This window comes from Microbacterium sp. bgisy203 (genome assembly GCF_057706945.1).
Genome location: NZ_JBYIPF010000004.1, coordinates 221,832 through 235,562 on the forward strand (window position 1 = coordinate 221,832; position 13,731 = coordinate 235,562).

Annotated in this window: 10 protein-coding genes; 5 read left to right on the plus strand and 5 right to left on the minus strand. The window is 72.7% G+C overall.

The window, feature by feature from the left end; all coding sequences use genetic code 11:
- Positions 1 to 26: 26 nt before the first annotated feature.
- Together AC3ENQ_RS08810 and AC3ENQ_RS08815 are read left to right on the plus strand one after the other, a co-directional pair.
- A complete protein-coding gene (locus AC3ENQ_RS08810; RefSeq protein ID WP_431803719.1) occupies positions 27 to 1,319 on the plus strand; it encodes an FHA domain-containing protein in 1,293 nt (430 codons plus the stop codon).
- Positions 1,316 to 2,950, plus strand: coding sequence for a serine/threonine-protein kinase (locus AC3ENQ_RS08815; RefSeq protein ID WP_431803720.1), 1,635 nt, complete (start codon positions 1,316 to 1,318; stop codon positions 2,948 to 2,950). Before AC3ENQ_RS08810 ends, AC3ENQ_RS08815 begins: the two co-directional genes overlap by 4 nt.
- Before the next feature lie 48 nt (positions 2,951 to 2,998).
- Here the strand turns inward: AC3ENQ_RS08815 and AC3ENQ_RS08820 are convergent, their stop codons facing one another.
- The 3 genes from AC3ENQ_RS08820 to AC3ENQ_RS08830 all read right to left on the minus strand — a co-directional run bounded on the left by AC3ENQ_RS08820 (position 2,999) and on the right by AC3ENQ_RS08830 (position 6,336).
- Positions 2,999 to 3,424 carry a recombinase family protein gene (locus AC3ENQ_RS08820; protein WP_431803722.1) on the minus strand — a complete coding sequence of 142 codons (426 nt, stop codon included), beginning with the start codon at positions 3,422 to 3,424 and terminating at the stop codon, positions 2,999 to 3,001.
- Positions 3,425 to 3,494: 70 nt separating this feature from the next.
- Positions 3,495 to 5,270: a cation:proton antiporter gene (locus AC3ENQ_RS08825; protein WP_431803724.1), complete on the minus strand. Its 1,776-nt coding sequence runs from the start codon at positions 5,268 to 5,270 to the stop codon at positions 3,495 to 3,497.
- A gap of 28 nt (positions 5,271 to 5,298) precedes the next feature.
- The gene (locus AC3ENQ_RS08830; protein ID WP_431803726.1) at positions 5,299 to 6,336 is read right to left on the minus strand and encodes a malate dehydrogenase; all 1,038 of its coding nucleotides are present in this window, start codon (positions 6,334 to 6,336) and stop codon (positions 5,299 to 5,301) included.
- 45 nt (positions 6,337 to 6,381) lie between these two features.
- Here AC3ENQ_RS08830 and ypfJ point away from each other — a divergent pair, with 45 nt between their 5' ends.
- The 3 genes from ypfJ (at position 6,382) to AC3ENQ_RS08845 (ending at position 10,004) form a co-directional block, all read left to right on the plus strand.
- The gene (gene ypfJ, locus AC3ENQ_RS08835) at positions 6,382 to 7,254 is read left to right on the plus strand and encodes a KPN_02809 family neutral zinc metallopeptidase (RefSeq protein WP_431803728.1); all 873 of its coding nucleotides are present in this window, start codon (positions 6,382 to 6,384) and stop codon (positions 7,252 to 7,254) included.
- A complete protein-coding gene (gene pip / locus AC3ENQ_RS08840) occupies positions 7,251 to 8,237 on the plus strand; it encodes a prolyl aminopeptidase (RefSeq protein ID WP_431803730.1) in 987 nt (328 codons plus the stop codon). Before ypfJ ends, pip begins: the two co-directional genes overlap by 4 nt.
- Before the next feature lie 201 nt (positions 8,238 to 8,438).
- Positions 8,439 to 10,004: a DEAD/DEAH box helicase gene (locus AC3ENQ_RS08845; RefSeq protein WP_431803732.1), complete on the plus strand. Its 1,566-nt coding sequence runs from the start codon at positions 8,439 to 8,441 to the stop codon at positions 10,002 to 10,004.
- 202 nt (positions 10,005 to 10,206) lie between these two features.
- Here AC3ENQ_RS08845 and AC3ENQ_RS08850 read toward each other — a convergent pair whose 3' ends face one another.
- Together AC3ENQ_RS08850 and AC3ENQ_RS08855 are read right to left on the minus strand one after the other, a co-directional pair.
- Positions 10,207 to 11,898 carry a GMC family oxidoreductase gene (locus AC3ENQ_RS08850; protein ID WP_431803734.1) on the minus strand — a complete coding sequence of 564 codons (1,692 nt, stop codon included), beginning with the start codon at positions 11,896 to 11,898 and terminating at the stop codon, positions 10,207 to 10,209.
- Positions 11,895 to 13,700 carry an aldehyde dehydrogenase family protein gene (locus AC3ENQ_RS08855; protein ID WP_431803736.1) on the minus strand — a complete coding sequence of 602 codons (1,806 nt, stop codon included), beginning with the start codon at positions 13,698 to 13,700 and terminating at the stop codon, positions 11,895 to 11,897. Before AC3ENQ_RS08855 ends, AC3ENQ_RS08850 begins: the two co-directional genes overlap by 4 nt.
- Positions 13,701 to 13,731: the final 31 nt, after the last annotated feature.

A 13,731-nucleotide genomic window follows, 5' to 3' on the forward strand; every position in this document is an offset into this window, starting at 1 on the left:
CGCTTGAGACACCTGTGAGCCCCCTCATGACCACACCGCAGACGCCGCCTACCGCCGCCGACACCCCTGTCGGAGCGCGCGCGGTCGTCCAGTACCGCCCCGCGTACGGTGAGGATGCCTCGTGGATCGCCGCCGCCGGCGCGGCCTTCGCCGTCTTTCCCTCCTCGGTCGACGCTCACACGGCGGAGGCCGTGTGGCGACGCCTGGGAGAGGGCGTCGCCGCCGTGCTCGACGCCCTCGCGAGTGCGTTCGGCACCTCGCTCGCCGCGATCCCGCCGTTCGCGCTCGCCGTGGCGGAGCCGGGCGGCGTCCGCGTGGCCGTGCGCGGGCCGCTCACCCTCTCGGTCGAGTCCGCGTCGGGGGTCGAGGAGGTCTCGGGCGAGGGCGCCGCGACGTGGACGGAGCGACTCGTCACCGACGCCCGCCGCGTCATCCTCTCGCCCTCGGATGCCGCAGGGTCCGGTGCCGCGGCGCAGGATGCCGCCGTCCCGCTGCGGTCGGGCGTCGCCCTCGCCGACCTGGCGGTCGCGGTGCTCACCGCCGGCGCGGTCGCCGCGGACAGCGCCGACCTCGTCGGGTCCGCGCCGGAGCCCGTCGCGGCCTCCGCGCCGGACCCGGAGCCTGAGCCGGAGCCGGAGCCCGTATCGATTCCCGTCGCGGAGCCCACGACAGCGCCCGCGCCGGCCCTCCCCGAGAGCATTCCCGCCGCGTCACCCGCGCAGGCCGCGGTGCCGCCCGTGCCGACGACACCGCCCGCCGACGCGGCGCGTGCCGCCTCGCTGGCGGCGACCGACGACGACGATTCGGCGTGGGCCGACACGATCGCGCGACCGCGCGCGAAGAAGGTTCCCCAGGCTAGCCTGAGTAGCCAGGGCGACCACGACGGTGCGACGGTCTCGGTGGCCGAGGCGCGTGCGCTCCGCGCCGCCGAGCGCGAGCAGTACGAATCGACCGACGGTGTGCCCCCGCGCCGCCCCGTGCGCGGGCGCATCACGCTCTCCACCGGCCCGGTCATCGAGCTCGAACGCACCGTCGTGATCGGGCGTCGCCCGAAGGCGACCCGCACGTCGGCATCCGAGCTTCCCCTCCTCGTCGCGGTCGAGAGCCCGCGGCAGGACATCTCGCGCAGCCATGTTGAGATCCGCGCCGAAGGCGAGCACGTCCTCGTGACCGACCTCGACACGACCAACGGCACGGTGCTGCTGCGGGTCGGCGGCGACCCCGTGCGGCTGCATCCAGGCGAACCGACGCTCGTCGTCACTGGCGACGCCCTCGACCTCGGCGACGGCGTCGTGGTCACCTTCGAGGATCTTCCGTGAGCTCGAAGCGCCCGCCCGCGCCGCCTCCGGCACTGGCCGGATTCTCGTTCGTCGAGGTGCTCGGCTCCGGCGGCTTCGCCGACGTCTACCTCTACGAGCAGCAGCTTCCACGCCGGCGGGTCGCCGTCAAGGTCATGCTCGACGGTCGCATGAGCGACGGCGCCGCCGACCGGTTCGCCGCCGAGGCGAACGCGATGGCGATGCTGTCGACGCACCCCGCGATCGTCACGATCTATCAGGCGGGTGTCGCCGACGACGGGCGCCCCTACCTCGTCATGGAGTACTGCCCGCGGCCGAACCTGCAGATCCGCTCCCGGGCGCAGGCGTTCTCGGTCGCCGAAGCGCTCCGCGTCGGGGTGCAGGTCGCGGCGGCAGTGGAGACCGCGCACCGCGCCGGCATCCTGCACCGCGACATCAAGCCGGCGAACATCCTCGTCACGGAGTACAACCGCCCCGCGCTCACCGACTTCGGCATCGCGACCAGCGGCGGGGTCGACGAGGCCTCGGGCGGCATGTCGATCCCGTGGTCGCCCCCCGAGGCGTTCAGCGACGACGGCGCGTCCGGCGTCGGCACCGACGTCTACGCGCTCGGGGCGACGGTGTACACCCTGCTCGCCGGCCACTCGCCGTTCGAGCAGCCGGGCGGGCGCAACGGCGGCGCCGACCTCATCGAGCGGATCGAGACGCAGCCCGTGCCGCCGCTGCGGCGGGCGGATGTGCCGCCGTCGCTGCAGCTCGCTCTCGAGCGCGCCATGGCCAAGCGCCCGGGCGACCGGTACGAGTCGGCGGTCGCGTTCGCGCGCGCCCTGCAGCGCGTGCAGATCGAGGCGGCCCACTCCGTCACCCCGATCGACATCCTCGACGACGCGCCGGCGGGGGCAGAGCCCGAGGATGCCGACGGCGAGCTGACCCGCGTGCGCGGCATCGTCAGCATCGACCCGCAGACCGCTCCCGCGGCAGGTCCCACGCGCCCGCGCGACGTGCCCCCCGTCGTCGTGCCGCCGACGTTCGCGCCGCCGTCGTCTTCTCCGGTGGGATCGCCTGCCACGACTCCGGAGGCCGACGACCGCACCGTCGCCCGTCCGCCCGTCTCGATCGCGCCGAGCGCACCGAACACGCCGGGCCCCGCCGCCCAGCCCCTGACCGCGCCCGGTGCCGCAGCCCCGCCGTACCCGCCCGCGCTCGGGCCGGGCGAAGAGCCTGCGCCGCGGCGTTCACGGCGCGGGCTGTGGATCGGGATCGCCGCGACCGTCGCCATCCTCGCCGTCGCCGCCGCCGTCGCGACGGCGGTTTCCGGTGTCTTCGGCGGGCCGGATGCCGAGAAGACGCCCGCGCCCACGACATCCGTCGCCCCGCAAGACCCCCTCGACGACATCGTGCCGGCGGTTTCCGACCTGGCCGGCACCGTGCAGGGCGGCGAGGTCGTCTTCACCTGGACCAACCCCGACCCCCGCGAGGGGGACGGCTACCTCTGGTACACCTACACGCTCGCCGAGCAGGCCGACACGGCGCGGGTGATGACCGAGTCGGTGACGGTTCCGGTGGACCCGAGCGGGACGACGTGCATCGCGGTGACGCTCATGCGCGACGACGCGCGGATCGGGCCCGAGACGAAGGTCTGCACGCCCTGACCGGAGGCCGGCCTGCGGCCCGCGCGGCCGGCCCGAGACTCGAGCGGGTCAGGGGCGGGTGCCGAGCACCTTGACGATGACGCCGCGGCGGCGCAGCTCCGCGATCGCGTGCGTCTCTTCGTCGACCGTGCGCCCGAGGGCGTGCTTGTCGGCGACGACCACGACGTCTCCGCTCACGAGGCGCCCGAACAGGCGCGTGAGGCGCTCGGACCAGCTCTCACCCGTCTCGGGTGCGGGGTGGCGGAACCCCTCGATCGGCACGCCGAACGCGGCAAGCGCGTCGCGCTGCGCGATCACAGACGGCAGGTCGTCGCGCGCGACGACGAGTCCGACCAGGCGCGATCCCGCGGGGCGGGCGGCCCACCAGTCCGTCCCCGACACGATGACCGGAACCGCCTCGGTGACGGCGGGCAACGCAACCGATTCGGCGTAGTCGGCCGGGGCGCGGCCCTCGGCATCCGTCTGGTCACTCATCTCGTTCCGCCCTCTCGCGTGCTCACGTCCATTGTGGACGATCGGCGGGCATCTCGACGATCGGGGCCTCTCACTCCTCGTCGTTGCGCAGCTGTAGGCTGATCTGCTCGGCGTCCAGCTGCGCCAGCTCCTCGCGGAGCGCCTCGGTCGAGTACGACCCCGTCCGCGTCAGCTCGACGAGCCTCTGCCGCTGCACCTCGATCATCCGGATGCGGAGGGTCCGCATGTCGGCCATCGTCAGCTCGCGACTCTCGGGCGGTGGCGCCGTCAGCCGCTCGCCGATCGCGCGGAGCAGGTCGGGATCGAAGGGAGTGCCGTCGGCCTTCGCGATGTCGCCGGCCTCGAGCCGTGCCCGCGCCGCCTCGTGGAGCTCGTCCTCCAGGCGTGCCCGCTCGGCCGCGGCGGCGGCGCTGTCGTCGACGGATGCCGGGATCTTCAGCCACCGGATGAGGACGGGAAGCGTCAGCCCCTGGACGAGCAGGCTGATGAGTGCCACGAGGAAGGCGATGAGCACGAGCAGGTCGCGCTGCGGGGTGTCTTCCACGGTGATCGTCTGGGCGGCCGCGAGGGTGACGACACCGCGCATGCCGGCCCACACGATGATCGCGCCGTGCTTCCAGCCGATGGGGGATGCCTGGTAGTAGTCCAGGTCGTTCATGCCGCGCGCGACCCGTCGGCGGAACCCCGCCATGCGCCGCTCGCGCCGCTCGGAATCGAGGGGGGTGTCGGCCATCGTCGCGCGCCGCGCGCGGCGCTGGGCGCGGGCGCCGCCCTCGTGCTCGCGCACGCGCAGCGTGCCGGTCGCCTCGATCTCGTCGATGCGTTCACTGATCGCCTCGAGCCGCTCGCGCTGCTGGTTGCGGGCGCGCCGCGAGAGGAGGGCGACGAGGCCGCTCACGTACAGGGTGCGCACGGCGAGGACGATGCCGATCGCCGCGAGCGCGAGGGCGAGGGGACGGCCCAGGCCGAAGTGATCGGTCGCGTTCGTGCTGACGATGTCGCGCAGTTCGAGCCCCATGATGAGGAAGACGGCGCCCTCCAGGAGGAGCTCGACCGTCCGCCAGTTCACCTGATCGGACAGGCGCTGTTCGGGCGTGAGCCACCGGGTTGCGCCCTGCGAGGTCACGATGCCCGCCGCGACAGCTGCGACGAGGCCCGATCCGCCCAGGTGCTCCGTCGGCAGATACGCCACGAACGGGACGATGAAGCTCACCGCGGTGTTCGCCGCCGGATCGGTGATCCACCGTCGCAGGCGCAGCAGGAGCAGGCCGACCACCGCGCCGATCGCGATCGCGACGATCACGCCCCAGACGAACTGTCCGACGGTGCCCCAGAACGAGAAGCCGAGCGCGGCGGCGGCCACCGTCGAGCGGAGCAGCACGAGGGCGGTCGCGTCGTTCAGCAGGCTCTCGCCCTCGAGCATCGTGATGACGCGCGGCGCGATGCCGAGACGTTTCGCGATGCCGGTGGCCACGGCATCCGTCGGGCTGAGAATCGCCCCGAGCGCGACGGCGAGCGGGAAGCCCAGCCCCGGGATCGCGAAGAAGAAGAGGGTGCCGAGCGCGAGCGACGTGATGACGACGAGCAGCACCGCGAGCCCCGTGATCGGGAGGGCGTCGCGGCGGAACTCGACGGCGGGCAGGCGCACGGCCGCGGAGTACAGCAGGGGCGGCAGGATGCCGACGAGGATCAGCTCCGCGGGAACCGAGATCTTCGGCAGGAAGAGCGAGGCGACGATGCCGATGGCCACGAGGATCAGGGGGCCGGCGACCCCCAGCCAGCGCGCCAGGACCGTCGATGCCGCGATCGCGGCGATGCCCGCGATCAGCCAGACGAGTGCCTCCACCGGTGTCCTTCCGTTCCTCTCCCGTGTCTCAGATCACACCGAGGTTCCGCACCGCGTCGCGCTCGGCGACGAGCTCGGCGACCGAAGCGTCGAGGCGGCCGCGGGCGCGCTCGTCGAGGTCGAGTCCCTCGACGATGCGGTACCCCGAGCCGTCGCTCGTGACCGGGAACGACGAGTACACGCCCTCCGCGACGCCGTACTCGCCGTGCGAGAGCACGGCCGCCGACGTCCAGGCGGCGGGGTTCGCGGGCGTTCCCGTGCCCTGCACGCTGTCGCGGATGTGCGCGACCGCGGCGTTCGCCGCCGACGCTGCCGATGACGACCCGCGCACCGAGATGATCTCGGCGCCGCGCTTCGCGACCCGCGGCACGAACTCGTCGTCGAGCCACGCGGTGGCCTCGGCGGCGCCGCCCAGGCGCTCGGCGAGCACGTCGCGGGCGGCGCGCCCGGCGACGGTCGCGTGGTCGACGTCGGGGAACTGCGTCGCCGAGTGGTTCCCCCAGATCGCGACGCCGTCGATGTCGGTGACCGCGGCGCCGGTGACCGCCGCGAGCTGCGCGACCGCACGGTCGTGGTCGAGACGGGTGAGCGCCCCGAAGCGCTCGCCGGGGATGTCGGGGGCGGATGCCGCGGCGATCAGCGCGTTGGTGTTCGCCGGGTTCCCCACCACGACGACGCGGATGTCGTCGGCTGCGACCGCGTTCAGCGCCGCCCCCTGCGGTCCGAAGATCCCCGCGTTCGCGGCGAGCAGGTCGGCGCGCTCCATCCCCGCCGAGCGCGGCTTCGCGCCGACGAGCATCGCGACGTTCGCGCCCTCGAAGCCCACCGCCGCGTCGTCGGTGATGTCGACCGAGCGCAGCAGCGGGAAGGCGCAGTCCTCGAGCTCGAGCGCCGCGCCCTCCGCGGCCTTCACCCCGGCCGGGATCTCGAGCAGGCGCAGGCGCACGGGTCGATCCGCGCCGAGCATCGCGCCCGAGGCGATGCGGAAGAGCAGCGCGTAGCCGATCTGGCCTCCCGCGCCCGTGATGGTGATGGTCGTCGCGTCGGATGAGCGGGGGTGGTCCATGGTCCGAGCCTACGGCGGCGACGCGTCAGACGGTACGGTGAGCGCATGACGTTCAACAGCAACGCCGATGTCAGCGGCAGCGGGGCAACGCGCCGTGGACGCGGCGGTGCGATCGCCGCGGGCGGCATCACGGGTCTCGGCGGCATCGCGCTCCTCCTTCTCAACCTCTTCACGGGCGGCGACTTCGGCGCGCTCCTGGGCGGCCTCGGCGGTGGCGGCTACGCGGAGCAGCCCGAGAGTGAGATCACCCAGTGCGACACGGGCGCCGACGCGAACGAGAACGACTCGTGCCGGCTCGCCGCGGCATCCCTCGCCATCAACCAGTTCTGGGCGGGCAAGGTGACCGACTACCGCGAGCCGCAGCTCGTCCTCGTCGACGGGTCGACCGAGACCGCGTGCGGCACGGCATCCAACGAGACCGGCCCCTTCTACTGCCCGCCGGAGGAGACCGTCTACATCGACCCCACGTTCTTCCAGGTGATGCGCCAGCAGTTCGGCGCCGAGACCGGCAACCTCGCGCAGCTGTACATCCTCGCGCACGAGTACGGACACCACATCCAGCAGATCACGGGAATCTTCGACCAGTACCCCGACAACGGAACAGGCCCCGACAGCAACGGCGTCCGCTCCGAGCTGCAGGCCGATTGCTTCGCCGGCGGCTGGATCTCGGCGATGACCGAGCAGAAGGACGACAACGGCGTCCCGTATCTGCAGGCGCCCACCGAAGCCCAGCTGCAGGATGCGCTCGAGGCCGCGGCCGCCGTCGGCGATGATCACATCCAGTCGCAGTCGGGGTACGTCAACCCGGAGACCTGGACGCACGGGTCGAGCGAGCAGCGTCAGCGCTGGTTCGCGACCGGCTACAAGTCGGGCGTCGGGGCATGCGACACGTTCTCGGTTTCGGGCAGGGACCTGTGAGCGACTTCCGCGGGCCGAGTCACCTCGACGACATCCTCTACCCGGAGATCGAGCCGTACGAGACCGGCTTCCTGCTCGCGGGCGAAGGGCAGCGGCTCTACTGGGAGCAGTCGGGGAACCCCGAGGGAAAGCCCGTCGTCTTCCTCCACGGCGGTCCCGGCGCGGGCACCTCGCCCTGGCATCGACGCTTCTTCGACCCGAAGCGGTACCGCATCATCCTGTTCGACCAGCGCGGGTGCGGCAGATCGACGCCGCACGTGAGCGCCCCCGACGCCGACCTCCGTCACAACACGACGTGGCACCTCGTGGCCGACATCGAGCTGCTGCGCAAGAACCTCGGCATCGAGAAGTGGCAGGTCTTCGGCGGATCGTGGGGCTCGGCGCTCGCGCTCGCGTACGCCGAGGCGCATCCGGATGCCGTCACCGAGCTCGTCCTCCGGGGCATCTTCACCCTCCGTCGCTACGAGCTCGAATGGTTCTACGAGGGAGGGGCGTCGGCGATCTTTCCCGACCTCTGGGAGGACTACCTCGCGCCCATCCCCGTGCTCGAGCGGTCGCGGCTGATCGCGGCGTACCACCGGCGCCTGTCCGACCCCGACCCCGCGGTCCACGTTCCCGCCGCGATCGCCTGGACGACGTGGGAGGCATCCACCCTCACGCTCCTGCCCGACCCGGACCTCGTCTCGTCGATGGCCGAGCCCGAGGCTGCCGTCGCGTTCGCCCGCATCGAGAACCACTACTTCGTCAACGCCGGCTGGATGCGCGAGGGGCAGCTCATCGACGACGTCGGGGCGATCCGCGACATCCCCGCCGTCATCGTGCAGGGCCGCTACGACATCTGCACCCCGCTCATGACCGCATGGGATCTGCACCGCGCGTGGCCCGAGGCGGAGTACATCGTGGTGCCGGATGCCGGGCACTCCGCGACCGAACCCGGCATCGCCCGCGCGCTGCGCGACGCGACCGACCGCTTCGCGTCCTAGCGCACTGCTAGACTGATCTCACCTGTCGCACCGATCCTTGAATCTCTGATCCTTGAATCTGTTCGGTGCGCTCGCGTCGTAGAACGCTTCCCTCGCCGCCCGAGCGATGCTCGGATGATCGGCTGACATTCTTCGTACGGCGACCCTGTGCGCATCCGCGCAGAGGCCACCGATCCGGGCATCCTGCCCAGAAACACCCCTATGTCTGACATCACTTTCCGCACGCTCGGCGTGCCCGCTCCGCTCCTCGACGTCCTCGCGCAGGACGGCAAGACGAGCCCGTTCCCCATCCAGGTCGACACCCTCCCCGACACCCTCGCCGGCCGCGACGTCCTCGGCCGCGGCAAGACGGGCTCGGGCAAGACCCTCGCCTTCTCGATCCCGCTCGCGGCTCGCCTCGGCGGCGCGCTCGCGGGCGGATCGCGCCGCGCCGGCCGCATCCTCGGCCTTGTGCTCGCCCCGACCCGCGAGCTCGCGACGCAGATCAACGCGACGCTCGCGCCGCTGGCATCCGCCTACGGGCTGAAGACCACGACGATCTTCGGGGGCGTGAACCAGAACCGCCAGGTCGCCGCTCTGAAGGACGGCGTCGACATCGTCGTCGCGTGCCCCGGCCGCCTCGAAGACCTCATGCAGCAGGGCTTCGTGAAGCTGGATGCCGTGGAGATCACGGTCATCGACGAGGCCGACCACATGGCCGACCTCGGCTTCCTGCCGTCGGTGACGCGCATCCTCGACAAGACGCCGTCGGCCGGTCAGCGCATGCTGTTCTCGGCGACGCTGGACAACGGCGTCGACAAGCTCGTGAACCGCTTCCTCGAGAACGAGGTGCTGCACTCGGTCGACGAGGCGAACTCGCCGGTCGCCGCGATGACGCACCACGTCTTCCACGTCGCGTCGGTCGAGGAGAAGAAGGACCTCGTCAAGACGCTCGCCTCCGGTGCGTCGCGTCGCATCCTCTTCATGCGCACGAAGCACCACGCCAAGAAGCTCGCGCAGCAGCTGACGGCGCAGGGCATCCCCGCGGTCGACCTGCACGGCAACCTGTCGCAGCCGGCCCGCGACCGGAACCTCGCCGCGTTCGCGTCGGGCGAGGCGAAGGTGCTCGTCGCGACCGACGTCGCCGCGCGCGGAGTGCACGTCGACGACGTCGAGCTCGTCATCCACGTCGACCCGCCCATGGAGCACAAGGCGTACCTGCACCGCTCGGGCCGCACGGCTCGCGCGGGCGCGGAGGGCTCGGTCGTGACCCTCGTCCTCCCCGGCCAGGAGAAGGACGTGAAGGACCTCCTCCGTAAGGCCGCGATCACGGCGACGCCCGTGAAAGTCTCGGCGACCTCCGCCGACGTCACGGAACTCGTCGGCGAGGTCGCGCCCTACGTCGCCCCCGCGCCGAAGGCGGAGCAGCAGCGCCGCGGGTCGGGCTCGGGCGGCTCCGGCGGTGGTCGCAGCCAGGGCGCCAACGCGCAGCGCAAGCGCGCCGCGCGCGAGGCGCGCGAGGGCGCCGGCCAGGGTGCAGGTGCCGGTCAGGGCGGTCAGCCGCGCAAGGACCGGTCGGGTCGTCCGCAGGCAGAGCGCTCGGGCCGTCCGGCATCCGACGTCCCTCGTGAGCACCGCCCGGCACGCGATCATGGCGCGCCGCAGCACGCCCAGGGCAACCCTCGCACCTCGGGTCGTCGTGCCTCGCACGCCGGCGGCTCGGGCAAGCTCACCGTCGGCTCCGTCGTCCGCCAGAACGGCGGGGGCCAGCGCCGCTCCGGCCGCTGACCCGCGGCGGCGCACATACCCGCCGCGGGCGCTCTCGCCATGGCACGCGCGCCGTTCACAACTCCGGCGCGCGCCGTTCACAACTCCGGAGAATCGGGAGCGTTCCCGTCGTCGGCCGCGTGATTGCGGGCCGGGCGCTCGCGCGGTGCGCCATCTCCGGAGTTATGAACGCGCGCCGCGCTCCAGGCGGATCCCGCCGGCCTCAGCGCCCGCGGATCAGGTCGGCGGCGCGCTCGCCGATGACGATCGCGGGGGCGTTGGTGTGCCCGCGGATCACGGTCGGGATGACCGAGGCATCCGCGACCCGCAGTCCCGTCACCCCGCGCACGCGCAACTCCGGATCCACGACGGATGCCTCGTCCTCGCCCATCCGCGCGGTGCCGACCGGGTGGTAGAGGGTGTGCGAGTACCGGCGCATCGCGAGCTCGTCGCGCTCATCGGCGGTCATGGTCTCGCCGCCGGCGGGCTGCACCCACCCGCCGGTCGTGATCGCGCGGAGCGCGTCGGTCGCGATGAGCGCCTCGCACTCGGCGAGTCCGGCGCGGAGGGTCCGTGCATCGACGCCGTCGGGGTCGCTGAGGTAGGCCGGGTCGATCACCGCCGCCGCGCGCGGGTCGGCGGACGCGAGGCGGATCGTCCCGCGGCTGCGCGGGCGCAGAAGGATCGCGCCGACCGTCAGCCCCTCGCCCGGGAGCGGCACGAGGCCCTCGCCGACGTACGGCGCGGGCGCAAAGATGATCTCGATGTCGGGCAGGTCTGCGGGCGCGTCGGTCTCGTCGGCGACGCTCGTGCGGATGAAGCCGTACGCCTCGGCGACGTTCGAGGTGAGCATCCCGCGGCGGGCCGTCAGGTAACGCACGAGTTCGCCCGGTTTCTCGGCGTTGTAGAGCGTGCCGCCGGATGCCTCGGGCGCAAGGCCCGCGACGAGGTGGTCCTGCAGGTTCGCGCCGACCCCCGGGGCGTCGAGGACGACGTCGATTCCGTGCTCGGCGAGGTGGTCGGCGGGCCCGATGCCGCTCAGCATCAGGAGCTGGGGCGTGTTGATCGCGCCCCCGCAGAGGATGACTTCGCGTCGGGCGCGCGCGTGGCGGGTGACGCCGTCGATCTCGACGTAGACGCCGGTCGCGTGCGGCGGGGCATCCGCGCCTCCGACGGCGAACGTCACGCGCCGCACCAGGGCGTCGGTCACGATGCGGAGGCCCGCGCGCTTCCGCGCGGGGCGGAGGTACGCGTCGGCGGTCGAGGCCCGGCCGCCGCGATGCTGCGACACCATCGTCTGCGAGAAGCCCTGCCCTTCGGGCAGGTTCGCCGTCGTCACGGCGTGGCCGCGCTCGCGGGCGGCGGCGAGGAACGCGGCGGTGTGCGGTCGCGGATCGCGCTGGCGTTCGATCGCCTGCGCTCCGCCGACTCCGAGAGAGGGATCGGCGGCGCCCTCGGTGTTCTCGACGCGCCGGAAGTACGGCGCGAGCGCCTGCCACGACCAGCCTTCGCCCGCGACGGTCGCCCACTCGTCGTAGTCGGCCGCGAAACCGCGTACCCACATCATCGCGTTGAGCGACGACGAGCCGCCGAGGGTTTTGCCGCGCGGCCAGTAGACGGTGCGACCCTCGAGCGCCGGCTGCGGCGTGGTGTCGTAGTTCCAGTCGTAGATCCCCCGGAACAGCTTCGAGAACGCCGCCGGCACGTGCAGTTCGAGCGCCTTGTCGACGGGCCCCGCTTCGAGCAGCAGCACGGAGACGGCCGGGTCCTCGCTCAGCCGTGCGGCGAGGGCGGCACCGGCAGAACCTGCACCGACGACGACGTAGTCCGCGTCGAGGTTCTGCGCGCGGCGGCGCGCACGGCGCGAGCGGATGCCGGGGCTACCACGTCGTGACCCCGTCGCGCGGGCGTTCATGCGCCGTAGGCCTTGACGAGAACGACCGACATCTTCGCCCAGTCGCCGTCGATGCGGAACCGGGTGAAGCCCTCGCAGACGGCCGCGCCGGTCCGCGAGGTCACGAACCACGGCGGCTTCGGCAGCACCGAGACGCCGCGTCGGTGGGTGAGTGCCGAGACGGAGCGGGGGAACGGGCGGAAGGGTCCCGTGACGACGGTGCGCTCGACGCGGTCGAGGAGGAGCGCGTTGTGCACGACGCCCATGCCGCTCGGGGCATCTTCGAGCGTGCCGCCGGGGTAGGCGCCCCACGTCGCGGTCGGAGTGAGGAAGCCGAAGGCCGTCCAGGCGTTGATCGCCACGGTGCCGTAGTGGAGGTCGGCGATCGCCCGCGCGAACCCTGCGCCAAAGGCATCCTGCGTCGCCGGGTCGATGAGGACGTTCGCGCCGAGCGTGCCGGTGAGCTTGTCGTTCGCGTGCGCGATGGCCGCGTCGAGGAACTCCTGCCCGTCGCCCGGAAGACCCACGACACCGAGCACGGGGGAGAAGTACTCCGTCGTCTCGAGCGCGCCGGCGTCGTCGGGCGTCGTCTCGATGAGCAGGCGCGACCCGTCGCCGCAGTGCGCGGCATCCGGATAGTCCTCGCTCGCGGCGGCGAGCTTCTCGTCGCTCTTCGGGTACCAGACCGGGCGCTGCGGAGCGCGCTCGTACGCGGCGCGCAGCTCATCGAGGAAGTCGTCGCGCTGCGCCCAGTCGCGGCTGACGATCACGACCTGGCCGGCGATGCAGTTGTGGCCCGAGTTGTGGAGCCGCATCGTGACGACGTGCTCCGCGTGGTAGCGGAGGTCGGCGCGCGACCACTCACCGGGCACGATGATGATCGGCGAGACGCCGCCGAGCTCGGCGGAGATCGGCTTCTCGAGCAGCGGCCGCCCCTCTTCCCGGCGCCGCGTCGCGTCGGCGCCGGTGCCCCACACGATCGCGCGGAAGGTCGACTCCGACCCCGTGATGTGCACGTGTGAGATCGACGCATGCTGCGTGAGGTATGCACCCACGTCGCCGCCGCCGCGGACGATCCGGAGGAACCCCGGCTCGATGAGCGGTGCCAGCGCCCGCTCGAAGACGGGCACGAGGGCGTCCTGCGTGGGGTTCACCTTCAGGATCGAGACCCGGTTGAAGGCGAGGAGCTCGTAGAGCACGTCGAGCAACGGGATCGATGTGATGTTGCCGGCGCCCAGGACGAGTCCGACGCCCCCGGACTCGGTGGGCCGGAGCTGCCCGAGCCCGGCCGCGCCGCGGGCATCGGCGAGGGTGACGCCGGGCTGCAGCCACACCTGCGTCTTGTATCCCGAGAGCAGCAGCGCGTCGGTGGCGTTCAGGGGAGAGGTGCGCACGGCGAGGCGTCCGCCGGGAGCGGTGCCGGAGCGGATGCCGTCGAGCGGCGATCCTCCGTCGGCGAGGGTTCCGAGGGTGTCGCGGTACGCGTCGAGCGCGACGAGCGCGGCGTACGGGCCCGAGAGCCACTCCTCGCCGCGCAGGGGATGCCCGGGCGCGAGCCCCTTGGAGGTGGCGGCGAGATCGGCCCACTCCTCGGCGACGGCGGCGGTCGCGGCGTGGATGCGCTCGAGGAGCGTGCGCCGCTGCATCAGGGTGAGCGCGCTCCAGGCGCGGGCGCCGGTCTCGAGCTCGGAGATGGCGGCGTCGAGGTCGGCGGCCTGCTCGGCGGGAAGGTCGGGCGTCTTCCGCGTCGTGCGAGCGGGCGCCTTCTTCGGCTTCGGCTGTGGCGTCCTCGTGGGCGTTGCGGATGCGTCGGTCGTCGTCACAACTCACTCCTTCGTGGCCGGCTCAGCGTGA

What these genes read in the sequence shown, in the direction of transcription:
- AC3ENQ_RS08810 (WP_431803719.1), top strand. Translation starts at nt 27, where the DNA reads ATGACCACACCGCAGACGCCGCCTACCGCCGCCGACACCCCTGTCGGA.
- AC3ENQ_RS08820 (WP_431803722.1), bottom strand. Translation starts at nt 3,424, where the DNA reads ATGAGTGACCAGACGGATGCCGAGGGCCGCGCCCCGGCCGACTACGCC.
- AC3ENQ_RS08830 (WP_431803726.1), bottom strand. Translation starts at nt 6,336, where the DNA reads ATGGACCACCCCCGCTCATCCGACGCGACGACCATCACCATCACGGGC.
- ypfJ (WP_431803728.1), top strand. Translation starts at nt 6,382, where the DNA reads ATGACGTTCAACAGCAACGCCGATGTCAGCGGCAGCGGGGCAACGCGC.
- AC3ENQ_RS08845 (WP_431803732.1), top strand. Translation starts at nt 8,439, where the DNA reads ATGTCTGACATCACTTTCCGCACGCTCGGCGTGCCCGCTCCGCTCCTC.
- AC3ENQ_RS08850 (WP_431803734.1), bottom strand. Translation starts at nt 11,898, where the DNA reads ATGAACGCCCGCGCGACGGGGTCACGACGTGGTAGCCCCGGCATCCGC.